This window comes from Cytobacillus sp. Bac17 (genome assembly GCF_024519925.1).
In the GTDB taxonomy this organism is placed as follows: Bacteria; Bacillota; Bacilli; order Bacillales; family Cytobacillaceae; genus Cytobacillus; species Cytobacillus pseudoceanisediminis.
Genome location: NZ_JALJRC010000024.1, coordinates 28,638 through 54,923, shown reverse-complemented (window position 1 = coordinate 54,923; position 26,286 = coordinate 28,638). Strand labels below are relative to the sequence as shown.

The following is a 26,286-nucleotide window of genomic DNA, read 5'->3' as shown; positions in this document are numbered from 1 at the left end:
ATGAACCAACAAGAGGATTGATGAGTAGTCTCTTCATAAGCTTGTAACAAATTACATCAAAAAGCGGAGCATTTCGCCCCGCTTTTCATTTGGATTTACTCATCAAATTCGGCTTTTAATACTTTTCCTGTTTCAGCATCAATATCAACATCTGCTTCGCCTTTATTTGTTTGCAGTTCAACTTCATATAGGATTTGTCCATCGTCTTCATCTATTTCAATTTCTTTCATCGTTCCATTAACTTCTTTTTCAGCTATTTCAATAGCCTTTTGTTCGGAGATTACATTTTCCCGATTTACCTCTTTTTCAGACTGATCATCGTCATCATCGTCGTTTCGCTCTTTATTAATTGAAATGACTTCACCATCTAAGGCGTGAACTTTAATATCGAAATCTTCTTTCCCGTTCTCAATATCAATTTCATAATACTGTTTGCCATTTGCTCTTTCCAATTCAATGCTCTCTACTCTTCCCTCTGCTTCAGAAAGAGCAATCTTTTTCGCTTCTTCAACAGTAATCATATCCTGTGCAGCTTCTTTTTTACTCCCAGTGCTTCCTTTTCCATTCGTATCTGCTGCACCTGCTGCAACAGCACCTCCCAGCAATAAGGCTCCTGTCAAAGAAATAACTGCAAATTTTTTGTTCATTTTATTTTTCCTCCTTTTTCTTTTCTACATGTTCAATATAACCGGTGAAAATGAGAGAAAAAGGATAAGAAAATTAAAATTTGATGAGAAAGGGATTAATCATCCCAGGTAACCGACAACACTTCTCCTGTAATAGCATGGATCTCGACAGCTGCCTCCCTGCCATCATCCTTTTCTATCTCAACAAGATAAGAAGGTCCCTTGTCTGTTTCTCCAAAGCTGATATCATCCACTTCCCCAGGTTCATTTTTTAGAGCAATTTGGACAGCTTCCTCTTCGGTTAGATTTTTTACAGGGACCTTTGTTTCCTCAGCAGCACGGGATAAAACTTCTCCATTCAGAGCATCAACAGTAATCTTAATCTTCTCTTCATCTTTCTGAACGATTGCCTCGAAGGCTGATATTTCTTTATGAGTCACTTTTTTAATGGAGAGTAATTCACCAGATTCTTCTGCCTGAATAATTTCCTTTATTTTTTCTTCATTAAGCTGCTTCTGTTCACCATTAGAAATTTGATCTTTTTTTTCAAAAGAAAGAATTTCTCCTCCGTTTTCACTCAGCTTTATTTGATAGAACCCTTTGCCTCTTTTCATTTCAATCAAATAAGTGCTGTTCACTTTTTTCAAATTCAGAATTTCACCCTGATACCGGTCTTTTATTATCTCCATGGCTTCACTTTCAGTAATTGATTCTGAAGCCGAGACATTTGTGAATTGTATTACAGCAAATACAAGGAGCGCAGCCAGCAGAAGCCCCGAAGCTGAAATTATTATAAGTTTATGCTTCATTTCCTTACACCTCTCCACTTGGCTTATTTCTCTATTATCTGATAATAAAATGAGAAAATGATGAGAATGGTTAAGATATTTTAATTCTTATGGATGCTGCAGTTCCCAATCCTTCAGTACTTTCGAGCCTGATCTCAACCCCAAGAGCATCGGCGATTTCTTTGGCAAGGGACAGTCCCAGTCCCGATCCTCCTGTTTTTCTGTTTCTTGCCTCATCTACCCGGTAAAAACGGTCAAACACTCTTGGCAGATCCTTCTGAGGAATACCCATGCCGCGATCTTCAATCCGGATATAAACCTTACTTTTCTCTGTCCCGATAGTAACCCTTATGATATCATCACTGTATTTCCTGGCATTATCCAGAAAAATAAACAGAAGCTGCTTTAATTTATTTTCATCCGTTTGAATAAAGGTATTTCCAGCCAAACTGGATTCCAACTGTATAGTCCTTTTAAAAGCATCTCCATAAGTCCGGATGACCTGGGTTAAAAAACGGTTAAGATCTATCATCTTCAAATCGAGCATCCACTGATCATCATGCCGTGCAAGCAAAAGAAGCTGTTCTGTCATTTCCTTCATTCTTAATGCCTCTGAATGAATGGCTTCTATTGATTCATTAAATAATTCAGGTTCTTTCAATCCCCTTCTCTTAAGCAGGCTTGAATAACTCTCAATAACAGTTAATGGGGTTTTTAATTCATGGGAAGCATTTGATATAAAAAGTTTTTGCTTTTCATAATTGGATTCAAGAAGATCTATCATATGGTTGAAGGTTTCACCCATTTGATGCAGCTCATCCTGGGATTTCCCCTCCAGTTCAAGACGCTTGAATTGGCCGCTTTTTCTAATTTCTTTCATGGTGGTTGTCATTGTCGCAACTGGCCTTGTAATAAACTTACTGAGGATAGCGCTGGAAATTAGAACTGGAATCATTGCCAGGACTGTGACAATCCCCAGAACGAAGCGCAGAGTCCTTAATATATTTTCTGCACTTTCCATGCTTCTGGCCAGCTGAAAGCTCCCTATTTCACCATCTGGAAGGATCACAGGTGCAGACGCAAACATATAGACCTTCTTATCAATCTCCATTGTTTTTATCAATTCACTGCTGATATACTCTGCAGGTATTTTACTGAGCGCCTTTTCATCGGAGGATGCGGAGGTTACTGCCTTTTTATCTGGCTGAACCAGTCTCACCATTCCGCTTGACGGAACAAAAGCTCTAAGCAAATCATCTTCTGGAACATTCCCGATTGATCTTTGCGCAATCTTTGTAATATTAGCCATTTCATTTGAAATGGATGCCTGCTCATTTTCATATATTAATTTGCTGAAAACAGCATACACAGCGATATTCATGATAAGCAGAAGTACTGCAAAGAGAACGGTTGTATACAAATATATTTTCTTCCGAAGATTCATTTCGTCTCCTTTAATACATACCCTACTCCGCGAATTGTGTGAATAAGAGCTGGCCTCTCAGGCATGTCTATTTTCTTGCGCAAATACCTGATATAAACATCAACTACATTTGTGTCCCCCAAAAAGTCATATCCCCAAACGGCCTCCAAAATCTGTTCCCTGTTCAGGACCTGTCTTTTATTTGTCATTAAATAAACAAGCAAATCAAATTCTCTTGGGGTGAGTTCTATGGCCTTATCTCCCCGGCTGACTTCTCTTGTTTTTTCATTAAGCTTTAAATCTGACACTTCCAGACAGTCATGAACTGCAGGTTCCTCTGTACCTGCTGACTTTATTCTTAGTGCAGCCCGTATCCTGGCAAGCAGCTCTTCAATCTGGAAAGGTTTTGTTATGTAATCATTGGCACCCAAGTCTAAACCCGATACTTTATCTTCCACTGAGCTTTTAGCCGTCAGGAGCAAAATGGGGGTTTGTTTATCCTTGCTGCGAATTCTTCGCAGAATTTCTATCCCGCTAAACCCAGGAAGCATAATATCCAGAATAATTAAGTCCCATCTTCCAGTCCGGTATAACTCCATTGCCTGATAGCCATCCATTGCCTTTGTCACTTGATAGCCCTCGAATTCAAGTTCAATTTCCAGAAGCCTCGCAATTTTAGCTTCATCTTCCGCAACAAGAATTGATTCCTTCAAAAAACTCACTCCCTATATTTGACGGTTTTATTCATAACCCAAGAGTATCAGAAAAATATTTTTTTATCATTATTTTAAATAAGGAGTTTGTTTGCCAAATACAATGAAAAAAGCTCCCGAAGGAGCTTACTGCGTTTTTCTCTCTACAGATAGGCTTACCGCTTTGTTATCCTTAAGGTTATGTGTGACCCTAACCAGCACGGTTACAGGCTTCCCATCTTCCTTTACAGTAAAAGTGAAGGTGTCTGTTACATCTGTTTCAGTAACTTTTTGCCTTCCTCCATACTGATAATCCACCACTTCTTCTCCAGGATAGTCTTCTTTCACAACTGCGATGGCAATTCTCCCATACTTTTCATAATCCGGTTTTTGGACAGCTCCTGCCAGTGAGCCTCCCCCGGCTAATAAACAAACCAGCATAAACATCGATAAATACTTTTTCATATATCCTCCAAAGCATGTGTCGTTAATTATATTTTTGTCCCAGTCATCAATTTTATGTATGGTATTTGTCTTATAAATGGATGTGGCCAATATACAGGTAAATGATGAAAACCCTTGTAAATCAACAAGTCCAAGATTTACTTCGAAATAAAATTCTGCATCATCATAAACTATAATCAACTCCTGAAAGAGGAGGAGAGGACAAATGAATAAAGTGGATTATGACCGGGCGCTATATTATACGCACCGGTCAGAATGGGATAACCTGCTGATCCTGATGGTCAGAACAGATGATCAATTTCTTTCGAAGAAGATCGAACATTTTCTTCATGCCTACAACTTCGAAAAAGACTATTCTGTCATTGAGAAACATTTATATTCACTGCTGAGATATATTGACCATGCCAATGAATTATCGGAAAAACAGCTGCCAAACACTGTATTTTATGAACTAACTTAAAAAAAGAATTCCACCAATAATAAAACACGGATTTTTTGGTCCGTGTTTTTTTTAATTAATTATTTTAATTCCTGCTTAATCTGGCCATATGCCTTCATATATACCTGAAGTTCTTTCATTAACCCCTCAACAAGTTGGGCAGGTTCCTCATAAAGGCCATCATTTTCATAATCAAAACAATGCGGATCCAGGACCAGCTGCTTAGGAATGACATTGGCATATACGCCTCTGCCGGCAATTCTTAAATTATTCAGGGCATTGATGCCGCCTTTTCCGCCTCCTGCCACAACAAGCAAGCCGACTGGCTTATGGGCAAATTGCTCACTTCCGAGAAAATCCAGCGCATTCTTTAGAGCTCCGCTCATGGCACTGTGGTACTCAGGGGAAGCTAGAACGACCCCATCAGAGTCTGCAATCTGCTGGCGCAGCTTTCTAACGGCAGGCAGCTGATATTGATCTTCTGTACCATTATATAAAGGAATTTCTCCAAGACTTAAATCGATCAGTTCAGCGTTATATTTCCTTGCAATATAACGAGACGCTATTCCCGTTCTTCCTTTCAATCGCGGGCTTCCATTAATAATTGTAAGCTTCATCATAAACTCTCCTTTTAGTTCCTATACTACTTAGTATATAGAAGTTTGCATTTTTAAACATCGTCAGTATGGCTGAGTTTTACAAAGCTTATCTTAGGACTAATTCAGTGAATATCTCCTGCAACTTTAGGATGATTTTTCTTAATTTGACTCTGCAATACCATGACGAACTGCATAAAGTGCTGCCTGTGTTCTGTCCGCAAGTTCCAATTTGGACAATAAGTTGGAAACATGGGTCTTGACTGTCTTTTCTGTTATATAAAGGGATGAAGCAATTTCTTTATTGCTCTTCCCTTTTGCAATCTCCCGCAGAACCTCCAGTTCTCTTTTTGTCAGTTCTTCCAGCGGCTGTCTTTCTGTACTGTTTTTATTCGTTAAATGTGTGAGCAGATGGGAGGTGGCTTTTGGATGCAGCTGGTTCTCCCCTTTCATCAGCTGGATAATTGCCTGGACAAGAATATCCGGCTCAATATCCTTCAGCTGATATCCTGAGGCCCCTGCCTCAATTGCCGGAATCACATGATCCTGATCTGAAAAGCTTGTAAGTATCATGATTTTCACTTCAGGGCAGCTCGCTTTAATTTGCCTGGTGGCTTCAATACCATTCATAACAGGCATATCCAAGTCCATTAATACAACATCAGGCTGATTCGTTTGCATCATCTCTACAGCTTCACGGCCGTTCTTTGCTTCTCCGATGATTTCTATTTCCGGCTGTGTTTTCAGAAAAAATACAAGACCCCTTCTTACAACATGATGATCGTCCGCTATTAAAACCTTGATCGCCATCTATTTCCCTCCCTTTTCCAAAGGAATGATAATTTCAATATTCGTTCCTTTGTTTGGCTCTGTTTTTAATTTAAATAAACCATTCAGTGCTTCCGTCCTTTTCTTCATGCTTTTGAGGCCGAGGGAAGGGATATCGTTTTCTCTATAATGAAACCCTCTGCCGCAATCGGAAATCACCATTGAAACTGTTTTTCCATCCACTGTCAGTGCTAAGTCTGCCGTTGATCCACCAGAGTGTTTTTTGCAATTTGCCAGTGCTTCCTGGCCAATTCTCCAAAGTGTCTCTTCAACTTTTCCAGGCAGACAGATCACACCTTTTACTTTTGAATTCAGCTTCAGGCCAAGCATTTGGCTGTATGACTGCATAGCACATACAATCCCATTTTCCAGCCCTCGGGGTTTCAGCTGCCAGATCAGTGCCCTCATCTCGCTTAAAGCTTCCTGTGCGAGATCCTGCATGTAGGAAAAGGTCTCTTTAATTTCAGGGTTATCAGTCATTTCAGCCCCTCCTCTCGCCGTTAAGCTTAAGGAGAACAATAGCTGGTTGACTGAATCATGCAGGTCCCTTGCCAGCCTGTTTCTTTCCGCAGCAAGAGCCGTCTCCTGTTCCAGCTGTGTCAGCTTGATTCGTTTTATAGCCGTTCCGATCTGAAAAGCCACAGATTCAAGCAAAGCCAATTCTTCTTGTGAAAAATGAGTTTTATCAGGTGAGCCGATATTAAGGATCCCAAATTTTTCTTTCCCTGCTCTCAGCGGGACGGAGGCATGATGGGTAAGCCCATTGGTATCCATTCTTTGCTCAGCAATGGCATCTTCTATTCTTTTGCATTCAATAATGTTCGAAGCTTTGTTTAATCTGCCGTCATTATAGCGGTCAATACACCAGCAGTCTCCATTGCACATTGGTTTGCAGTTATCCGCGGCAAGGGCAGGGGGCAGTTTTTCTTCTGCTGCCAGGCGGAACGCCCCTTGGCTATCAATTAAAAATACCCATCCCGTTTCAAGGCCGGTAATATGAAGCAATTTTTGCAGAACCTCTTTAAGAAGGGAATCAATTTCCGTTCCTTCATTCAATATTTCTGCTATTTCTTTTAATATTTTGATTTCAGATTGCCTTTTTTCCCCTAACACCCTTATCCCCCTTGGAACTGTCATATTATGTACTCTCATTATATAACTTTTTTTCCCTTTCTTCCTTGGCATTTGGGAGGAAGCGGACTCCGACCAAAGTTGTATACAGAAAAAACACCGAAGAGCAGGCCTCTTCGGTGAAATCGATTATGCAATTGGATAGTTTTGAACAAATGGATGAAGAACGATTTCGTCTATCATCATGTGCTTCGGCGCAGATGCCATGTAAACAACAGCATTGGCGATATCTTCAACCTTCAGCCAATCTCTTTTCTCTTCAAGCCCCTGCTTAGACTCTGCAAAAAACGTATCTACCATGCCGGGATTAATGGTTCCGACGCGGATGCCGTATTCTCTGACTTCCTGAGCTAAAGACCCTGAAAAGCCCTGCACTGCATATTTCGTAGCTGTATAAGCTGATCCATTGGGGATGGTGTATCTGGCTACGTCAGAAGAAATCGTAATGATTGTGCCGGATTTGCACTCTTTCATGTGCGGCAGTACTGCCTTGCTTCCGAGGAAAACTCCCTGCACATTTACTTCAAAGACCTTTTTCCACTCGTCCAGTGTTGTTTCATCAACCTGCTTAAAAAATCCCACCCCTGCATTATTCACCAGAAGATCAAGCTGTTTGTACTTCTGAAGAGTTTTTTCAACCGCATCTTTTACTTCGGATTCATCCGAAATATCCGCCTGAATGGGCAGTACATCTGCAAATCCCATTTTTTTGAGATCTTCAGCAGATTGATGAATTTCCTCTGACCTTCCAATCAGGGTAAGCTTCATGCCCTGCTGGGCCAGTTTAACAGCAATTTCCTTGCCGATCCCTCTTGATGCACCTGTTACAATTGCCGCTTGTCCCTTTAACATCGAATCTTCCTTTCTGGCTAATCACCTTCTGGATGTTTAACGCTATTGTATTACCGAACTGCCCATTCTTTCTTCAACGATTTGCATAAATTCACTTTGGACAGATTCCAGTTTTTCCTTGCTGCTGGCCAATGTAGAGGCGCTGATTCCAAAATAGAATTTTATCTTCGGTTCTGTGCCTGATGGCCTTAGGCAGATCCAAGTCCCATCTTCGAAGAAATACTTAATAACATTGGACTTCGGCAGGTCGATTACTTTCTCCATTCCATCTGCTTCCGTTCTGATTCCTGTTAAGTAATCTTCAATAGCCTGGACCTTCATTCCTTTAAGGTCTTTTATCGGATTGGCACGGAAGGATGCCAGGGTCTGCTGGATTTTTTCTGCTCCTTCAATTCCTTTTAGAGTCATTGATTTTAACCCTTCAAGAAAATAGCCATATTCGTCAAATAAGCTAAGCAATGCATCATAAAGGGACATGTCCTTCTTTTTATAAAAAGCAGCCATTTCCGCAGCAAGCAAAGATGCCTGGATAGCATCTTTATCCCTTGCAAAGTCGCCGATAAGATAGCCATAGCTTTCCTCATACCCAAACAGGAAACTGTATTCACCCGTCTCCTCATATTCCTTGATTTTTTCTGCAATAAACTTAAATCCTGTCAAAACATCGATGGTTTCTACACCAAATGATGAGGCAACCCTGCGTCCAAATTCAGATGTCACGATCGTTTTTAGCATAATGCCATTGTCAGGCAGTGTATTCTTCTCTTTCTTCTGAGAAAGTATGTAGTGAAGCAGCAGCGCACCTGTCTGATTTCCTGTCAAAAGGACATACTCGCCATCTTTGTTCTTTGCAGCAATGCCAAGTCGATCGGCATCTGGGTCTGTGGCAATTAGTATATCTGCATTAGTTTCTCTTCCATCTCTCATGGCCAGCTCAAATGCAATCTTTTCTTCTGGATTAGGACTCTTTACTGTTGAAAACTCTGGATCCGGCAGCTCCTGTTCCTTTACTACATGCACATGTTCATAGCCCAAAGCAGCCAAAGCCTCTCTAACCGGCTTATTCGCTGTACCGTGCAGAGGTGTAAAAACTACATGAACATCCGTTTCATTTGCGGCATCAGGGTTTTCGGAAATGGTAAGGAGCTGCTTCTGATAGGCCTGATCAACTGTAGCCCCAATCATTGTGATAAGGCCTTTCTCCTTTAAACTATCCTCGTCCATCACTTCAATAAGCAGTTCGTTTTCTATTTCATTTACTTTGCCGATTACAATGTCAGCTTCAGCAGGAGTCAGCTGGGCACCGTCCGATCCATACACTTTATAGCCATTGTATTCCGGAGGATTATGGCTCGCCGTCACGACTATTCCTGCATAAGCATGCAGGTATCGGACTGCGAATGAAAGTTCAGGTGTTGGGCGCAGTTCGTCAAATACATAAGTCTGAATGCCTCTGCTTGCAAGGGTTTTAGCTGCTTCCATTGCAAATTCCGGGGACATGTGGCGTGAATCATATGCTATTGCCACCCCTCTGTTCTTTGCTTCCAATCCTTTTTCTTCTATGTATGCGGCAAGTCCCGCAGATGCCTTGCGGACTGTATATATATTCATGCGGTTTGTTCCCGGTCCTATTTCCCCGCGCATGCCGCCCGTTCCAAATTCCAGTCCCTTATAAAACGCTTCTTCAAGGAGCTTTTCATTTCCCTGCAGACGTTTCAGCTGTTCAAGTAATTCACTGTTCAAATTCTCATGGTTTATCCATCGTTCTGCCGCTGTCTTCCATTCCATTGTATGACCTCCTAAAAAAAGCTTCACCATATCTTTTTCGAGTTCCAGACGGATATTCCTCTTTAAAACATCCGAGTTATTTTGACAAAATCCACCCTAAGATCAGGTATAAAAAGCATTGAGCGCCAGGTGAAAGGCGCTCAATCTGCAACTATATATTACTTCTTATATTTAATGCTGTAAATATCATGCCTGCGGTCTTTTAGCTGGCGCACCGTGCCATCCTGTCTTTGACGGCGGAGAATTTCCAGATCAACATCACCAATCAGGACCATTTCAATATTTGGATTGGTCTCTCCCACAATGCCATCCCTTGCAAACTCAAAATCAGATGGTGCAAAAATGGCAGACTGTGCATACTGAATATCCATATTCTCTGTTTGCGGAAGATTGCCGACCGTCCCTGAAATAACCGTGTATATCTGATTTTCAACAGCGCGTGCCTGAGCACAATAGCGCACTCGCAAATATCCTTGGCGATCCTCAGTACAGAAGGGTGTAAATATAATTTTTGCACCTTTATCAGTCGCAATTCTCGCCAGCTCAGGAAATTCGATGTCATAGCAAATTTGGATGGCTATTTTTCCGCAATCCGTATCAAATACTTTAACTTCATCTCCGCGGCTGATCCCCCACCATTTGCGCTCATTTGGCGTAATGTGGAGCTTATACTGCTTTTCAATCGTCCCATCGCGGCGGAAAAGATAAGCGATATTATAAATCTCATCATCATCTTCTTTAACAAAATGAGAGCCGCCAATTATATTAATATTATATCTGACTGCCAAATCCGTGAATAACTCGATATATTGCTCAGTGTATTCCGTAAGCTTTCTGACCGCCAGGCTTGGTGACCGTTCGTCCAGAAAGGACATTAGCTGAGTGGTAAATAACTCGGGAAATACCGCAAAGTCAGAACCGGAATCAGAAGCAACATCTGTAAAATATTCCACCTGATGGGCAAATTCATCGAAGGATTTAATCTGCCGCATTAAATATTGCACCACGCATATACGGACCGGATAACTTGTTTTGTAAAAGCGCTTAGTCATTGGTCTGTAATCAACATTATTCCATTCCATCAGCGTTGCATATTTATTTGACTGCACATCATCCGGCAAATAGTTCGGGTTAATCCTCATCAGGGTAAAGCCATTCAGTAGCTGAAAGGATAAAACCGGGTCATAGATTTTATGAAGTGAGACCTCATTTACATACTCACGGGGGTTCATTTCTTTCGCGTATTTATGATAATTCGGAATACGCCCCCCTATGATGATACTTTTTAAATTTAAAGATCTGACAAGCTCTTTTCTCTCCTCATACAGGCGGTGGCCAATTTTCATTCTGCGGTAATCCGGATGAACCATTACTTCTATTCCATAAAGGTTATAGCCTTCCGGATTATGGTTTGTTATGTATCCTTTGTCTGTTACATCATCCCAGGAATGACGGTCATCATACTCATCAAAATTGATAATAAGGCTTGAGCACGAACCAATGATTTCCCCATCATATTCTGCAACAAACTGGCCTTCAGGGAAAATATCCAGATGGCTTTCAAGCTGATCCTTCTTCCAGGGTATCATGCCTGGGAAACAGAGCTCCTGCAGGGCAATGATATGATCTATATCTGAATGCCGTGTATTTCTGATAATCATTTTTTTCTCAAACTTCTTTAAATCAAGCTTTGTCAATGGTGGTGCACTCCTTTTGGAAATAATAATTATCATGGGAGCTGATAAGAAAGTTCAGCCTCTCCAGTGACATACGACTCTTTTCCCTTTTTTACTGCATTCATAACACCCTATGAGTTTTCTTAGCCAATTTCCCTCTTATTCTTATCTTGCGTCTTTTCCTTTATATATATTTCTATAAATGTGTTGTATATCTTTTATTAATTTCCGTAATTCCCCCTATTCCTTTCTAATATCAATTAATATTACAAATGCCCTATTTCTGATGGTCCTTTGAACATGTTAATTTACAAGGGATGTCCAATAGCTTTATAATTTTAGAGTACATATTAATAAGGAGATTATTATGGAGAAAACACAAACAGACCGGCGGGAGAATTTGCTGTTTATTGCCTGGGCAGCATCGATTCTGGCCATGTTCGGCAGCCTTTATTTTTCGGAAATCAGGCAATACGAACCTTGCGAGCTTTGCTGGTATCAAAGGATTGTCATGTACCCATTTGCTGTCATATTAGGCTTGGCTGTTATTAAGAAAGATTATCGCATCAGCCTTTATACAATGGTGTTATCTGCAGTTGGAGCAGGGATTTCCATATACCACTATTCCATTCAGAAAATTTCATTTATGGCAGACCATGCAGCAGCATGCGGGAGAGTTCCCTGTACAGGGCAATATATTAATTGGCTTGGATTCATTACGATTCCGTTTTTAGCATTGACAGCTTTTATAATTATTTTTATTTGCAGTTATCTTGTCTGGAAGAAAACCAAGGAGGTAGCAGAATAATGAAAAAGGTCATTATTTTTCTTGCCATTATCATTGCGTTATTCGCAGCTGTTGGAATCTTAACTAAGATGCAAAATGAAGAAAAAGTTTCTGGGAATAATCCATATGAAAAGGATTCACTTCATCCTGAAACAGTCAAACAGCTTGAAGACCCAAATTATCAAAATCTGATTCTTCCTGAAGAATTGGACAAAAAGTTAAATGAAAATGAAGATGTAACTGTGTATTTTTATAGCCCGACATGCCCTCATTGCCAGAGGACAACTCCTATTGTGTCTCCGCTTACAGAAGATATGGGCATTGACCTGGTTCAATTCAACCTGCTTGAATTTGAAGACGGCTGGGACAATTACGGAATTAAGGAGACTCCAACAATTGTTCAATTCAAAGACGGCAAAGAGGTTAACAGAATTACTGGCTACCAGGAAAAAGAAGTCTTTGAACAATGGTTTAATGAGAATTCGAAATAACCAAAAACGCCTGCGGCTGCAGGCGTTTTTCTATACGAGCATTTCATTTGCGGCTTTGGCGTAGACACTGAACAAATTATTCCGCGGCATCCTTTCTCCGCAAAAATGACTGTAGGCAAATGGAAATGACAAACCGAATTCTTGAAGTATTTGAACATTTTTGGCGAAAATCATCTCATATTTGTCATTCATCTGACGGGATTCCAGAATAGCCATTAGCGTCTGCAGTCCTGCTATAACCTGATAAGCCTCCTTTAATGTTCCGAAGTATTCAAAGTGCCGTGTAGAAGTATGTAAAATCTTCTGCTGTTCAAATTCTCTAATGTCATCATCTGTGAAATAAAGAGGAAACACATTTGAATAGAATTTTCTAATTAACTCTTGAATTTTTTGTTCCTGATCAGGAGTTGATGCAAATACAACTTTCACTGATAACCCACCTTTGTAATCCTTGTAATCAGTTCGTAATATATACATAAGAATATCATATTCTGAAAGCCCTTTAGGGTGGTAATTATACCCATGGAGAAGGGATTTGTTGACATTTATTCCTCCTGCGGAAATAGATGGCACAGTCGTAATGCTTTGTAATTAGTTCTAAAGTTCTATATTAACTCCATTTTAAGTAAAATAAAAGGTGGTTTTAAATATTACAATAATAATCTGTGGACATCTATTCCTTTTATCCGCTGATTATAAAGGCTAATATAGTTATTGTAATTAATTTATATGTAGAAAAGTCACGATTATTCAACCAGGATAAGGAGCAATTTATGGTAAAAATACAAAGGTTTGGCGAATGGTGTGAAATAGAGGTGCCTGTTCACTGGGAAGGATATACCGTCGAATACATAGTCCGGACATTATGGGGAGCACCAAAAAAACAGACACACAATATGAGGATGAACAAGAAGGTTGTAACCAATGATGCCCCAGCCAATTGGACAAACCCGCTGCAGGCAGGGGATAAATTAAAATTCCATTTCTTCAGGGAGGAAGATTTGGGACTTATACCCTCTTATTATGACATCGAAGTACTCTTTGAAGATGATCATTTACTTGTTTTGAATAAGCCTGCAGGCATGGACACACATCCTAATTCTCCAGAACAAAATAATACCTTAGCAAACGCTGCAGCCTTTCATATTCAGATGCAGGGCGAATACAGAAGCATAAAACATATACATCGCCTGGACCGAGATACGACCGGTGCCATTTTGTTTGCGAAGCACGCATTGGCAGGAGCAATCCTGGATAAAAAACTGGAAGAAAGAACAATTAAACGTACATATTTAGCATTAGTTCATGGAAGGATTTCTAAGATCAGAGGAACCATCAGCGAGCCAATTGGGCGGGACAGACATCATCCAGCCAGAAGAAGAGTATCTCCCGGCGGCCAGCCTGCTGTCACGAACTATGAACTAATTGAATACTTTCCTAATCTGAAGCTTTCACTTATTAAATGCCGTCTGGATACTGGCAGAACACATCAGATCCGTGTTCACCTCAGCCATATCGGACATCCGCTTGCAGGGGATATTTTATATGGCGGAAAACCTGCTTTTCCACGTCAGGCACTGCACGCCGTAAAACTTGAGATTCCACACCCGTTCTTAGAAGAAACCATAGTCTGTCATGCGCCTTTCTTAGATAATCCTGAGATATTTAAGGGAATTGATCCGTATTGCTTTTAAGAACGATTCATAGCTGCCCTCTAGAGAGGCAGCTTTTTATGTCGCTATAATAAAGAGCAGAGGCTTTCAGCGCAAAAAAAGAAGCCCCATATGGGACTTCTTTCAAATGATTCTATTAGTCATGAGATTTACGCATAGCCTTCATGATGAAGCCTACGATGAATACAAGCACGATAGCACCAATTAAAGCAGGAATAATAGCAAAGTCAGCTACTACAGGACCCCAATCACCAAGAATCAATGAACCTAACCATGCACCAACGAAACCAGCAATGATGTTACCAATAATTCCTCCTGGAATATCTCTTCCCAAAATCATACCTGCTAACCAACCAATGATACCACCTATAATTAATGCCCATAAAAAGCTTAACATTGAAAATCACTCCTCTTTTTGATTTGAATTAGTTTCTGTTCAGATTAAGAATTTCATTCAGCAGCTGCGCAGCTTTTGGTGATCTTATGTGCTTGTATAATTAAATTACCCAGGATTCTCTATCTAAAACCAAAAATTAAAAAACTATTCTTCTGGAAAAATTTTATAATTACCAAAAAAATAAAAAAACATCCCTAAGGATGCTTTTTGAATAGCTTAATTAAAAATCAAAATTGTCCGGGTCAGCCCCAAATCGCTGATCTTTATTTAATGTATTCATTTGTCTCATTTCTTCTTGAGTTAATTCAAAATCAAAAATATTTGCATTTTCCCTTAATCTTTCTTCTTTAACTGACTTGGGGATTACAATAATACTGTTTTGGAAATGCCATCTTAATATAACTTGGGCTGATGATTTGCCGTGACCCGCGGCAATTTCTTTTATGGCAGGGTCCTCCAGCACTCTGCCCCTTGCAATTGGAGACCAGGCTTCCACTTTTATATTGTGCTCATCACAAAATGCCCTCAATTCTTCCTGGGATAGAAGAGGGTGAAGCTCAACCTGATTTACTGCAGGCTTTTCAGCTGAGTTTTCCATTATGTCCTTTATATGATGAATTTGAAAATTGCTCACGCCGATGGCCCTTACCTTTCCATCCCTATACAGCTTTTCAAGCGCTCGCCAGGTTTCCAGGTATTTCTCCTTAACTGGCCAATGGATTAGATATAAATCGATATACTCTAAACCCAGCTTCTTTAAACTTTTATCAAAGGCATCTAATGTTTGCTCATATCCCTGGTCCGTATTCCACACCTTTGTCGTTATGAAAAGCTCTTCCCTGGGAACACCGCTTTCTTTTATTGCCCTTCCAACACCCTCTTCATTTTCATAAAAGGCAGCAGTATCAATTAGCCTGTAGCCTATGTTGATTGCATTTTTCACTGTGTCTTCAACCTGCTGGCCCTCTTCTACTTTATATACTCCCAGCCCGAATTGGGGCATTTCAACTCCATTATGTAAGGTTAAAGTGCTGCTGATATCCTTCATATAATGAAATCATCTCCTTCATGTTTTTTACTTCATTTTATCATTTGCATGAAAAGGACACCTACTATTTACACTTCCAAAACAAAAGCGATTGCCCTAGGGAGGCAATCGCCCATCTATATAAACGGCATATGCCGAGATTGTGATATCGCTATTTTTCGTCACCCCTTCTTATGTAAGATTGATTTTCCCGGTGAAAAAATGTCCTAAACAATGGACAAAAAATACTTTTTGAAGCTCTCCGAAACAATTGAATTTAGGCCAAAAAAAAGCAGCCCGAAAAATCAGCTGCTAAAAGTTTTAACCAATAATAAAATTGTTTCTTTCCATTCCATAGAAATATAACCGGTGCAGAGGCCTTGTCATAGCGACATAAAGAAGCTTAATATCCAATTCAGACTTTATAGAAAATTCTTCCTCAAGCGACAGAATTATGACCCCGTCAAATTCCAGACCCTTTGCCAAATAGGAGGGGACGATGACGATTTCATCCTTTGGTATGCTTTCCTGCTCCTGCAGCAGTTTAAAAGGGAGCTTGGCATGCTTTTTAAAAAGGCCATGAATGAGCAGACAGTCTTTCATCGTTTTCCCGATCACCGCAAATGTTTTATAATCTTCTTTTTTCAATGAAATTACCTGTTCCTCAAGCTGCTGTACAAGCCTGTGGCCATTCTCTCTCTTGATAAATTCAGGACTTTTCCCATGGCGGACAACCGGCTCGACTTCAGGGAATGAATAGGGGAGAAGCTTGAGCAATTCATTCGCCTTTTCCATGATTTCCACGGTGGTACGATAGCTTTTCTGAAGCTCTGTATATGTTGCACGAGGAAAAATAAAGTCAAGAACCTCCTGCCAGCTTGTTAGTCCCCTGTAGGAATGAATTCCTTGTGCAAGATCCCCCACTAATGTGAACATATCCGTATCAAGTGACTTTTTTAAAGAGAGGAGCTCCATGAAACTGTAATCCTGTGCTTCATCAATGACGATATTTTTTGCCTTCAGCTCTTTAGGGATGCCAAAAAGGCTTTCCTGCAAGTAAAGCATTAAAGCTAAGTCTTCTCTCTCATAAACCTTTTTCCTGAACAATTTCCTGCAGTACTCACATAGCAGATCTGCATCTTTTAGAGGCAATTTCCCGCCTGACAATCTTGAAAGACGGTTGGAGTCTTCAAACAGGTCTTTATAATAACGGATAAGGCTTTTTTTCGGAAATTGCTTCATGTATTTTGGCACAGCAGTTCTGAAGCTTTTCTTTAATTCTTCCAGCCTGGCAGCTTTTTTATCAAGCGCATCTGAAACATACTGTCTTCTTTTTTCCGGGTCTTTCCCTCTGTTAAGGGCCCTTTCAATTCTCTCGTCATAATACGTTTCAATTTTCTTTATGATATTTTTCTTTTTCTTAGCAAGATCGTTTTGAAGCACAGCCTTTAATTTTTCAAGCCTTCGATAAAGAGGCAGATAATTGTAATCCTCCAAAAAAAGCTGGAAGAATTTCTTATGGCTGAACAGCCTGAATTTATCTACCATAAAATCATCACTGGGGCAGAAGCTATTATAAATTTCTTTTAGGTAATTGGTGAGGATTGTCTGAAAAACGGGCGATCCTTTAATGGATGATGCCCAGGCTGCAAGGTTTACTTCTTCACTGCCATGGTCTTCAAGCAAGTTCACCAATTTACTGTCATCAGCCATTTTAAGATCCTCACCAAGACATGCCAGCACATATTCCTGGAAGGTAGTCTGGCGGACTCTTTCTACCCCAAGCTCAGGAAGAGCTTCTGAAATATAATCAATGAATAGCCTGCTTGGTGCCAGAATCATAAGCTGTTCAGGTGCAAAATTTTCTTTGTACTGATAAATGAAATAGCTAATCCTGTGCAGGGCAATTGTTGTTTTTCCGCTTCCTGCTGCCCCCTGAACAATGATGGGCTTATTCAAATCAGCACGTATTATTTTATTCTGTTCTTCCTGTATGGTTGAAATAATTTCTGTGAGGCGGTTGCTTGAGCTTTTAGACAGTGATTCCTGAAGCAATTCATCTGTAGTCGTGAGGTCTATATCCCGGATCTCATCCAGAATCCCATCTTCAATCATATATTGCCGTTTCAATGACAGATGGCCCGTAAAGCTTTCTTCATAGGAATGATATTGAACCTCTCCCAGCCTGCCTTCATAGTATAAATTGGCTATCGGAGAACGCCAGTCAACGATAATCTGCTCCTGATTCTCCCTTGAATACAATGAAGTTTTGCCTATGTATAAGATCTCTTTTTCATTTAAATCTTCTCTTAAGAAATCAATTCTGGCGAAATATGGCTTTTTCCGGGCTTTTTTCAATTGTTTTAATTCATCTTTGGACATTTCAAAGAAACGGGCATTTGTCAATAAAGAAGAGTAACTTAAACTGGATTCAAGCCAATCAACGTCTTCAAAAGCTTCTTTCATATTTTCCTGGAACTTATCTTTGCTGGATTCTGACGTTTTAATTACGACATCAATATAACGTTTCGTAAATTCCAGCCGCTGAGTCTCCTGCTGAAAATCGGGGTGTTCAAATTCAGATGGCATATGTTTCTCCTTTCAATTGTTTTTCAGCCGCAATGGAGAAATACATATGAGCATACGCGTGGGCAGAAAAATATATTATCAGAAAAATCTGCAAGAATCAAGGGATGATAAAGACAAATTTGTTTTTGTCGAATTAGGGTGTTAAATGCATTGGCAATCATGTTAATTTATAATATAGAAAAACACTCTTTAGGAGGTGATGAAAGTGGCCATTGCAGTTGCAATGCCTGATAATGCAGCGTCTCATGCAAAGCCTGATATTGGTGGCGATACTTTGCATGAGGCGGTAATAGACTAATTTATTATCGCCCATTCAGCTAAAACCATTTCTGATATCGGCTTTGCACCTTATTCATTTTTTATTAACAAAAATCAATAAGGAGCTGGCAGAAATGAGTTATGTAAAAGCGAATGCCGTTTTACCGGAGACTTTGATAGCAGAAATTCAAAAATACGTTCAGGGTGAGGCAATTTATATCCCCAAGCCTGAAAAGGACTACCAAAAATGGGGCTCACGCTCTGGAGCGAGAAAAGCCCTGGATGAAAGGAATCATTCTATTAAAGGCGCCTTCCAAAACGGCAAAACAATCTCTCAATTGGCGGAAGAATATTTTCTTTCAGTTGAAACAATCAAAAAAATAGTTTATAAAAAGTAAATATTCGCACTGAACCTTGTTCAGTGCTTTTCATATGCCAAGTTCATTTCCTAATCGTTTTATACATTTACATTTTTATGTAATTCTTTTAAAGTGAAGGTGATATATAAAGGTGCTGTAGGTATAGGAGTGTGTATAATGGAACCTTTCATCAGGAATGATCAATATAATTTTATTAAATATCAGACGCAGGTGCTAATTAATGGCCATGCATCTGTCAATGATACAGGAGTGCTGAATGCACTGAAATCTCTTTCTGCTGAGAAGGTATTGGGCCTTTTTGAAGACCTTAGCGAGGAACAGAGACAGCTTCTTTTACCGGTCAGTGATATAAAAGAAAGAGATCAGGCTGATGCCTTTTTAGAACAAATAAAGGAATACGTAATACCGTTTGCATCATTGACGGAACAATCCATCAAAAAGCTGTTCCCTAAAGCAAAAAAATTAAAGATACCAGCACTTGAAGATATCGATTTCAGGGAAATAAGCTACTTAGGATGGGACGACAAAGGCACAAACAGGAAGTATATGATCAGCCTTATGGATGGCAAACTGACTGGCATATATGGAACATTTAAACCGCTGGGCAAAAAAGGGATCTGTGCCATCTGCAACAAATTCGAAGAAACAGGCATGTTCTTAACTGAAACCAAGGGTACTCAGCTGGGTACCTATACAAAAAAAGGGAATTACATTTGCCAGGACAGCCAGAAATGCAATGCGAATTTAAATTCACTGGAAAAGCTTCATGATTTTATCGGAAGGCTTAAAGGATAGATGAATATCTCCATAATTAAGACACCGCCTTATTTGGCGGTGTCTTCTTTCATCTCTTCGTTTATTCTCATTAAACTGGGGAATATTACTGTAATAAAAAAAACTATCATATTTTGTCGATTTCGTATAAAATAATTACGTTTGATTGAATTTTTCCTAAAATAATTGGGGGTAAAAAAATGGTTTTTAAGAAGAAGGACAAGTTTAACACATTGTTAAGCAATATTTCAGTGAATTTAAAAGATAGTGCAATTTACTTTGCCGACTATAAAATTAACAATGTCAGTGATTTAAAAACCTTTTCAAAAACAATGAAGGATTATGAAACAAAAGGCGATTCCTATGTGCATGAAGTCATTAAGGAATTAAATAACGCTTTTATTACACCGATTGAAAGAGAAGATATCCTCCACCTCGCTATGAGCATGGATGATGTGCTCGATGGTTTTGAAGAATGTGCTGATTTATTTGAAATGTATTCCATGACACAAGCTGATGAGTTTATGCTGAAGTTTGTGGATGCAATTAAGAATTGTGCAATTGAAATTGAAAAATGTGTGGAACTTCTTTCAACTAAGAAATTACTGCAGATCAGGGAGCATGCAATCAAAATTAAAGATTACGAATCCAAATGTGATGGAGTCCGCCGTCAATCAATCAAGCATCTTTTTGCTACTGAAAAAGATCCTATCCGGATTATTCAGTATAAAGAAATTTATGAAACTCTGGAAGATATTGCTGACAGCTGCCAGAATGTCGCCAATACGCTTGAAACCATCATCATGAAAAATGCTTAAGGGGCGATTACAATGGATGCAGTATTTATTATTACAATCTTAATTGTCATTGGAGCTCTGGCATTTGATTTTATCAATGGATTTCATGATACGGCAAACGCAATAGCTACCTCTGTCTCCACTAAGGCTCTTAAACCAAGGCATGCCATCCTATTGGCTGCCGTCATGAACTTTGTTGGTGCCATGACATTTACTGGGGTGGCCAAAACCATAACAAAGGATATAGTGGACCCATTTACTTTGCAGAATGGTTCACTTGTCATTCTGGCCGCTTTAGTTGCTGCGATATTCTGGAACCTGCTGACTTGGTATTATGGCATCCCTAGCAGCTCTTCCCATGCGATCATAGGGTCGATTGCCGGTGCTGCGATTGCGGCAGCTGGATTTTCAGCTTTAAATTATCAGGGATTTTTAAAAATCCTTCAAGCACTTATCTTTTCGCCGTTAATTGCCTTTGCAGTCGGTTTTATCGTTTACAGCATATTCAAGATTGTCTTTAAACACAACAACCTTACAAAAACAAACCGGAACTTCAGGCTGTTTCAAATTTTCACAGCCGCTCTGCAATCATATACACATGGAACAAATGACGCGCAAAAAGCTATGGGTATTATTACAATGGCGCTTATCGCAAACAACTATGTCACTTCAACTGATATTCCATTTTGGGTACAGTTTTCCTGTGCATTAGCTATGGGTCTTGGGACTTCCATCGGAGGCTGGAAAATTATCAAAACGGTCGGTGGAAAAATCATGAAAATCCGGCCGATAAATGGAGTGGCAGCAGATTTAACAGGTGCAATGATCATTTTTGGCGCAACATTTATCCACTTGCCAGTCAGTACTACTCATGTTATCTCCTCTTCCATCCTGGGTGTAGGTTCTGCCCACAGGCTTAAAGGAGTAAAATGGGGAACAGCCCAGAGAATGCTTATTACATGGGTAATCACCTTGCCGATATCGGCAACTTTAGCTGGCCTTGTTTATTTAATTTTGAATGCCATTTTCTAATATAAATAAAAGGAGCTGGCTTAGCCCGCTCCTTTTATTAACTCTCGCCTTGCCCCATTATCAGTTCATCAATAGGTATCTCAGAAAAAGCCTTATACCTCATAACCTTTTCATGGAAGGAAAGGAAGTGCGTAACATCATTTGGAACAGCCGCACAGTGCATTCCTGCCTGAACAGCTGCGATTGATCCATTTACGGAATCTTCAATGGCCAGACTTTCTTCAGGCTCGACGCCCATTTCTTCAAGTGCTTTTATGTAAAGAGCCGGGTCAGGCTTTACTTTTTCAACATCTTCTTTTGTTTTGATAGTTTGAAAATGACCCTCAATTCCAAAATGGTCTAAATAATGCTTAACCCATTCCCTGCCAGAGCTGGATGCGACTCCAAGCTTAAGGCCTTTTTCAATGCACTTTTCTATTAGGTCCTGAATCCCTTCCCTCAGAATTAAAATATCCCTCTGACTCTGGAATGCTTTTTCTGTTTTCTCCTGAACAGATTCACGATTAATTTGAATACCTAATTTACTGTCAATATAATTAAATAGAATATCATCTGTAGTGCCAATCCCCTTCGCAAAATCCTCCAGCCCAAGCTCAAATCCATAATCTTCTGACAGGATTTGTTTAAAAACCTCATACCATAAAGATTCTGTGTCTACAATGGTTCCATCAAAATCAAAAATTACAGCCTTTATCATTCTGCCACCGCCTCCTGAATTCTTTCCCCTTACATTAGATGTTACTGCTATATTAAAGTTACTATTTTTGAAGCAAGCCGGGAACTAGCTTCCCGGCTTTTGAAGTATTCTTCTTGTAACCTTTCGGATAATCTCAGGCAAAACTTCAAAAGTATATGGTTTATAGACCCGTTCAGTCCACTTATGGCCAGCCTTCCCATAAACTCCAAGGTTAATGACAGGAATATTTAAATCCCTCATTGCCTTTAATGGAATTGGAAAAAGGTTTTTTATGGCAGGAAAGTTCTTTTTAAGAGATTGTATATCTTCATCCGAGCCGTCAAAAGACAGGAAGCTTCCATCAGATAAGTAGGGAAAATATTTGCGGACCTTGAATGCCTCACCTGTTTTCTTAGCCTCTTCAGCAAGCACTTCCTCCAGGCAATCTTTCAAAAAGACCCCTCTTTCTGTATTCACATCAACTGTGTTGGCAGGAAGAAAAGGTGTTCCATAAAATAAAACCACTCTAGGTTTCTTTTCAGGGTCTGATTGGTGCAAAGCTTCTACAATATCAAAGGCAATCATTCTGGCATCGGTTTCTTTAAGAGAACTTTGCTTCCTCGCTTCTTCCATAACACTCACTGTATCTATGCCCTTCTGTTCAAGATATACAAGAAAATCATCTAGAGCCGTGACTTCTGTTCCCCAGTCCAGCTGTCTTTCCGGCAGCTTATTTACAGTCCGAAAATCTTTATAGGCACCTTTCAGCCGGTGCTCTACTGCGATGGCTGCATCTTCGGCAATCATCCCAAGTTCTTTCGAAAGCTGCTTCAGCGGTTTTTCATAGAAAAAGTAATTGAAGTAAACTCGGCAGCCGACAGCCGTCTGAACGTCATAGCGTTTTTTATCATCTCTCATATATAAACAGCTTGGAGGAAGCACCAGCTCTCCTTCAAGCTTCTCAGTCAGCTGAAAATTCTGGCTTATACGGGCAGTCAGCTCTGCAGCAATTAATGTTGGATCAATCCCTGCCAGACTTTCGCCTGCATGGGTCTCCCTTCCGAAAATGGAGAAACACGGCAAGATTTTTCCTGCTGTACCGGTGTATATATACTTTGTCGTGTCCCCATCATACAATGGCGAGATAAAATCATTATTAATTGCAGCCAAGTATTCCAGGCCCATTTTTTCTTTCAGCCTTAGCAATTCGGCTAGGGCGGCTCTGCTTCCTTTATGCTCGCCCTCTTCATCAGCATTGAACATGACGAGCAAATTGCCGTTCAATTCGTCGGGATTTTCCGAGAAAAACAGAAGATTGGCCAGATGGACAGCAACTCCGCTCTGCATATCCAATGCCCCTCTGCCAAAAAGCCACTCCTCAGACAGGGCATCTTCCTGCACTTCCGGATCAGAGCCATATTGTACAAAGAACTCCTGGAGCTTATCCGGATCATGGGCCATGCCCTGAATCGGGCCAAAATCCTCCGTGCCGACCGTGTCTAAATGCGCCAGATATAGAATAGTCCTTTTGCCTCCGGAACGCCCCTTGAGGAAAGCAAACACATTCTTGCGGCCCAATTCATCACCAGGTATTTCCTGAGTCCATACTAAATTATCATTATCATTAAAAGATGGATACGAATGTATTATTTCTTTTAGAAAGTCAGCTTTATGCCTTTCTCCATCTGAATGGTTGTAGCTCTTCATCTTCACAAGGGCCTTTGTTAAATATTCGGCCTGCTGACTCAAGTTCATTGATTTAAGATTTGCAAACATAGGCCAACCCCATTTCGTCATCGTTTGACACTAGTGTATAAGCATAATCCATTAATAATCAACCATTTGTATATAATGGCTGTTTCACGGAAAGCAAGTTTCCGTATCGAAGCTTTTTTCTTTATATAAGGATGAAACCGCCAATATATAGAATAATAAAATTAAGGTCTTGAAATCTAAACCAAAAACGAATATTATATTATTTGTGCTTTCTAAACGTTCGTATTTATTGATAACACATACAACCTGAAAGAAGTTTTAGTTTATGGGGGACTTTATATGTTCAAACTGAAAGAAAATCAAACAAACGTAAAGACCGAAATTCTGGCAGGCATCACCACTTTCCTGACTATGGTGTATATTGTGGTCGTTAATCCTGTCATATTATCTGATGCAGGTGTACCTTTTGAGCAAGTCTTTTCTGCAACCATTATCGCAACCGTTGCAGGTACTCTTTGGATGGCACTGTTCGCCAATTATCCGATTGCCATCGCACCTGGAATGGGCCTGAACGCCTATTTTGCCTACTCCGTAGTCGGCACACATGGAAATATTGATTACATGACAGCATTCTCAGCAGTATTTATTGCAGGGATTATTTTCATTATATTGTCGCTTACCCCTTTCCGGGAAAAACTGATCATTGCGATACCAGATAATTTAAAGCACGGAATTACTGCCGGAATCGGCTTATTTATTGCATTTATCGGCTTGCGGCTAACAGGGCTGATTACAAGCCACCCAACAAATCTTGTTGCACTAGGGGATTTGCATTCTCCCCAATCCATTCTTGCTCTGGTCGGCCTTGCTGTGACTTTAATCCTCATGACTCTCGGGATTAATGGGGCTTTATTTTTCGGAATGATTCTCACAGCTCTGATAGCCTTCTTTACCGGCCAGCTCTCTTTTGACCAAGGATTTGTTTCACTGCCTTCGCTTCCGGATGGAATCATCATTTTAAATCCATTCGAAGCAATTGGAGATATTATCCAGCATAGTTTATACGCAGTAGTTTTCTCCTTTCTGCTTGTAACGATTTTTGATACGACTGGAACGATGATCGGCGTTGCCCAGCAGGCGGGATTAATGAAAGGCAAAACGATGCCTAGAGCTCGTGAGGCGCTTTTGTCAGATTCCATTGCTACTTCAATCGGCGCCATGTTTGGTACAAGCCCGACTTCAGCTTATATTGAATCTTCCACAGGTGTGTCAGCCGGCGGAAGAACAGGATTAACAACCTTGACTGTTGCAGGTTTGTTCCTGCTATCAGCTTTCTTCGGACCGCTTGTCAGTGCGGTGTCAGGTCTTGCCGCTATTACTGCACCAGCCCTGATTATCGTTGGAAGCCTGATGATGGGCAGCATTTCACATATTAAGTGGAATGAACTTGATGAAGCATTCCCTGCATTCCTGATCATCTTAAGCATGCCGCTGACATCCAGCATTGCAACAGGAATTGCGCTTGGATTCATCGCTTATCCGCTTATGAAAGTGGTAAAAGGCAAATGGAGAGAAGTTCATCCGCTGGTTTATTTATTTGCAGTGCTATTCTTTTATCAGCTTGCTTTCCTGCCGCACTAAAAAGAAAAGCGGAAGCGCCTTATAACAAAAGCTTGTCCAAATCGGACAAGCTTTTTTGTTTTTTACCGCTTCTATTTAATACCTGACCATTCATATTCTATAAGTATACAATTGGACAAGTTAGGGTGATAGCTTATGTATGAAAAGCTGTTTGCAACTTTAATGGGAAGTTTATTATTAGGCATAGGCATTAACGGCTTCCTTGTCCCCCACCATTTGCTTGATGGGGGCATTATTGGCATAGGGCTGATCCTCCATTATTATTACGAGCTTCCCACTGGATTAAGTATGATTGTCTTAAGCATTCCATTATATGTACTTGCCTGGTTTTATGAGAAGAAATATTTTTTCTATAGTCTGCACGGCCTCCTGATTTCATCCTTCATTATTGATTTGCTTTCTGCTATGCGAGGACATTTTAATCTTTCCATATTGCCCAGCTCGATTTTAGGCGGCTGCCTGGTTGGTTTTGGGATAGGCCTTATGCTCCGCTATGAAACCAGCACAGGGGGAACAGACCTGCTGGCACAGCTGATGACAAAGCTCCTCCCTATTAATATCGGCGCTTTGATATTTGCAATTGATGGATTGGTCATTTTAAGCGGTTTAAAAATTGTCGGTATTGAAAAATTCCTGTACTCGTTTTTAACCATCATATTTGTAGGCGCCATGACATCGTTAACAGTTATAAGAAAAGAGCAGAATATCGTTAAATGAAAAAAGCGACAGGTGCCCGGCACCTGT

Annotated in this window: 27 protein-coding genes; 10 read left to right on the top strand and 17 right to left on the bottom strand. The window is 40.2% G+C overall.

Annotated elements, in window-relative coordinates:
- Positions 1-95: 95 nt before the first annotated feature.
- The 5 genes from NR125_RS22130 to NR125_RS22110 all read right to left on the bottom strand — a co-directional run bounded on the left by NR125_RS22130 (position 96) and on the right by NR125_RS22110 (position 3,994).
- Entirely contained in the window at positions 96-647 is a 552-nt protein-coding gene (locus NR125_RS22130) for a PepSY domain-containing protein (protein ID WP_009331502.1), read from the bottom strand.
- A 95-nt stretch (positions 648-742) separates the two neighbouring features.
- The gene (locus tag NR125_RS22125; protein WP_192908311.1) at positions 743-1,435 is read right to left on the bottom strand and encodes a PepSY domain-containing protein; all 693 of its coding nucleotides are present in this window, start codon (positions 1,433-1,435) and stop codon (positions 743-745) included.
- Positions 1,436-1,505: 70 nt separating this feature from the next.
- On the bottom strand, positions 1,506-2,858 hold the full coding sequence (locus NR125_RS22120; protein ID WP_192908310.1) for a HAMP domain-containing sensor histidine kinase: 1,353 nt from the start codon (positions 2,856-2,858) through the stop codon (positions 1,506-1,508).
- Positions 2,855-3,550 carry a response regulator transcription factor gene (locus tag NR125_RS22115; RefSeq protein ID WP_009331505.1) on the bottom strand — a complete coding sequence of 232 codons (696 nt, stop codon included), beginning with the start codon at positions 3,548-3,550 and terminating at the stop codon, positions 2,855-2,857. Before NR125_RS22115 ends, NR125_RS22120 begins: the two co-directional genes overlap by 4 nt.
- 126 nt (positions 3,551-3,676) lie before the next feature.
- A complete protein-coding gene (locus NR125_RS22110; protein WP_009331506.1) occupies positions 3,677-3,994 on the bottom strand; it encodes a DUF3889 domain-containing protein in 318 nt (105 codons plus the stop codon).
- A gap of 205 nt (positions 3,995-4,199) precedes the next feature.
- On the opposite strand from NR125_RS22110, the gene NR125_RS22105 reads away from it, so the two are divergent.
- On the top strand, positions 4,200-4,454 hold the full coding sequence (locus tag NR125_RS22105) for a YhdB family protein (RefSeq protein ID WP_009331507.1): 255 nt from the start codon (positions 4,200-4,202) through the stop codon (positions 4,452-4,454).
- Positions 4,455-4,513: 59 nt separating this feature from the next.
- On the opposite strand, the gene NR125_RS22100 is transcribed toward NR125_RS22105, so the two are convergent.
- From NR125_RS22100 to NR125_RS22075, 6 genes are all read right to left on the bottom strand, one after another.
- A complete protein-coding gene (locus tag NR125_RS22100; RefSeq protein ID WP_019381385.1) occupies positions 4,514-5,050 on the bottom strand; it encodes an NADPH-dependent FMN reductase in 537 nt (178 codons plus the stop codon).
- A gap of 141 nt (positions 5,051-5,191) precedes the next feature.
- Positions 5,192-5,839, bottom strand: coding sequence for a response regulator (locus tag NR125_RS22095; RefSeq protein WP_019381384.1), 648 nt, complete (start codon positions 5,837-5,839; stop codon positions 5,192-5,194).
- Positions 5,840-6,970, bottom strand: a complete 1,131-nt coding sequence (locus tag NR125_RS22090; RefSeq protein WP_019381383.1) for a GAF domain-containing sensor histidine kinase — start codon at positions 6,968-6,970, stop codon at positions 5,840-5,842. It lies immediately after the preceding gene.
- 147 nt (positions 6,971-7,117) lie between these two features.
- The gene (locus NR125_RS22085) at positions 7,118-7,840 is read right to left on the bottom strand and encodes an SDR family oxidoreductase (protein ID WP_192908308.1); all 723 of its coding nucleotides are present in this window, start codon (positions 7,838-7,840) and stop codon (positions 7,118-7,120) included.
- A 42-nt stretch (positions 7,841-7,882) separates the two neighbouring features.
- Positions 7,883-9,628: a phospho-sugar mutase gene (locus NR125_RS22080; protein WP_009331512.1), complete on the bottom strand. Its 1,746-nt coding sequence runs from the start codon at positions 9,626-9,628 to the stop codon at positions 7,883-7,885.
- Between the two features lie 158 nt (positions 9,629-9,786).
- A complete protein-coding gene (locus NR125_RS22075) occupies positions 9,787-11,289 on the bottom strand; it encodes a bifunctional GNAT family N-acetyltransferase/carbon-nitrogen hydrolase family protein (RefSeq protein ID WP_009331513.1) in 1,503 nt (500 codons plus the stop codon).
- Between the two features lie 382 nt (positions 11,290-11,671).
- Between NR125_RS22075 and NR125_RS22070 the strand changes: the two genes are divergently transcribed.
- Together NR125_RS22070 and NR125_RS22065 are read left to right on the top strand one after the other, a co-directional pair.
- Positions 11,672-12,112, top strand: a complete 441-nt coding sequence (locus NR125_RS22070) for a disulfide oxidoreductase (protein ID WP_009331514.1) — start codon at positions 11,672-11,674, stop codon at positions 12,110-12,112.
- Positions 12,112-12,582 (top strand): thioredoxin family protein, encoded by a 471-nt coding sequence (locus NR125_RS22065; RefSeq protein WP_009331515.1) that lies wholly within the window; start codon positions 12,112-12,114, stop codon positions 12,580-12,582. Before NR125_RS22070 ends, NR125_RS22065 begins: the two co-directional genes overlap by 1 nt.
- 30 nt (positions 12,583-12,612) lie before the next feature.
- Here NR125_RS22065 and NR125_RS22060 read toward each other — a convergent pair whose 3' ends face one another.
- Positions 12,613-13,011, bottom strand: a complete 399-nt coding sequence (locus NR125_RS22060; protein WP_009331516.1) for a YhcU family protein — start codon at positions 13,009-13,011, stop codon at positions 12,613-12,615.
- Between the two features lie 344 nt (positions 13,012-13,355).
- Here NR125_RS22060 and NR125_RS22055 point away from each other — a divergent pair, with 344 nt between their 5' ends.
- Complete coding sequence (locus NR125_RS22055) at positions 13,356-14,276, top strand: RluA family pseudouridine synthase (RefSeq protein WP_226280695.1); 921 nt, start codon at positions 13,356-13,358, stop codon at positions 14,274-14,276.
- A 115-nt stretch (positions 14,277-14,391) separates the two neighbouring features.
- On the opposite strand, the gene NR125_RS22050 is transcribed toward NR125_RS22055, so the two are convergent.
- The 3 genes from NR125_RS22050 to helD form a co-directional block, all read right to left on the bottom strand.
- Entirely contained in the window at positions 14,392-14,652 is a 261-nt protein-coding gene (locus NR125_RS22050) for a GlsB/YeaQ/YmgE family stress response membrane protein (protein ID WP_009331519.1), read from the bottom strand.
- Positions 14,653-14,872: 220 nt separating this feature from the next.
- The gene (locus tag NR125_RS22045) at positions 14,873-15,700 is read right to left on the bottom strand and encodes an aldo/keto reductase (protein ID WP_009331521.1); all 828 of its coding nucleotides are present in this window, start codon (positions 15,698-15,700) and stop codon (positions 14,873-14,875) included.
- A 300-nt stretch (positions 15,701-16,000) separates the two neighbouring features.
- Positions 16,001-18,268 carry an RNA polymerase recycling motor HelD gene (gene helD, locus NR125_RS22040; RefSeq protein ID WP_009331523.1) on the bottom strand — a complete coding sequence of 756 codons (2,268 nt, stop codon included), beginning with the start codon at positions 18,266-18,268 and terminating at the stop codon, positions 16,001-16,003.
- A gap of 392 nt (positions 18,269-18,660) precedes the next feature.
- Here helD and NR125_RS22035 point away from each other — a divergent pair, with 392 nt between their 5' ends.
- The 4 genes from NR125_RS22035 (at position 18,661) to NR125_RS22020 (ending at position 21,509) form a co-directional block, all read left to right on the top strand.
- A complete protein-coding gene (locus NR125_RS22035) occupies positions 18,661-18,924 on the top strand; it encodes a CD3324 family protein (RefSeq protein ID WP_009331524.1) in 264 nt (87 codons plus the stop codon).
- Positions 18,925-19,062: 138 nt separating this feature from the next.
- The gene (locus NR125_RS22030; RefSeq protein WP_192908306.1) at positions 19,063-19,701 is read left to right on the top strand and encodes a FusB/FusC family EF-G-binding protein; all 639 of its coding nucleotides are present in this window, start codon (positions 19,063-19,065) and stop codon (positions 19,699-19,701) included.
- Positions 19,702-19,880: 179 nt separating this feature from the next.
- The gene (locus NR125_RS22025) at positions 19,881-20,498 is read left to right on the top strand and encodes a DUF47 domain-containing protein (RefSeq protein WP_009331529.1); all 618 of its coding nucleotides are present in this window, start codon (positions 19,881-19,883) and stop codon (positions 20,496-20,498) included.
- A gap of 12 nt (positions 20,499-20,510) precedes the next feature.
- Positions 20,511-21,509, top strand: coding sequence for an inorganic phosphate transporter (locus NR125_RS22020; RefSeq protein WP_009331531.1), 999 nt, complete (start codon positions 20,511-20,513; stop codon positions 21,507-21,509).
- A gap of 37 nt (positions 21,510-21,546) precedes the next feature.
- Here the strand turns inward: NR125_RS22020 and NR125_RS22015 are convergent, their stop codons facing one another.
- Together NR125_RS22015 and NR125_RS22010 are read right to left on the bottom strand one after the other, a co-directional pair.
- A complete protein-coding gene (locus tag NR125_RS22015; RefSeq protein WP_009331533.1) occupies positions 21,547-22,206 on the bottom strand; it encodes an HAD family hydrolase in 660 nt (219 codons plus the stop codon).
- Positions 22,207-22,290: 84 nt separating this feature from the next.
- Entirely contained in the window at positions 22,291-23,961 is a 1,671-nt protein-coding gene (locus NR125_RS22010) for a M20 family metallopeptidase (RefSeq protein ID WP_009331534.1), read from the bottom strand.
- A gap of 279 nt (positions 23,962-24,240) precedes the next feature.
- Between NR125_RS22010 and NR125_RS22005 the strand changes: the two genes are divergently transcribed.
- Positions 24,241-25,542: an NCS2 family permease gene (locus NR125_RS22005; RefSeq protein ID WP_009331536.1), complete on the top strand. Its 1,302-nt coding sequence runs from the start codon at positions 24,241-24,243 to the stop codon at positions 25,540-25,542.
- A gap of 135 nt (positions 25,543-25,677) precedes the next feature.
- Positions 25,678-26,259 carry a YitT family protein gene (locus NR125_RS22000; protein WP_009331538.1) on the top strand — a complete coding sequence of 194 codons (582 nt, stop codon included), beginning with the start codon at positions 25,678-25,680 and terminating at the stop codon, positions 26,257-26,259.
- The last annotated feature ends 27 nt before the right edge of the window (positions 26,260-26,286 follow it).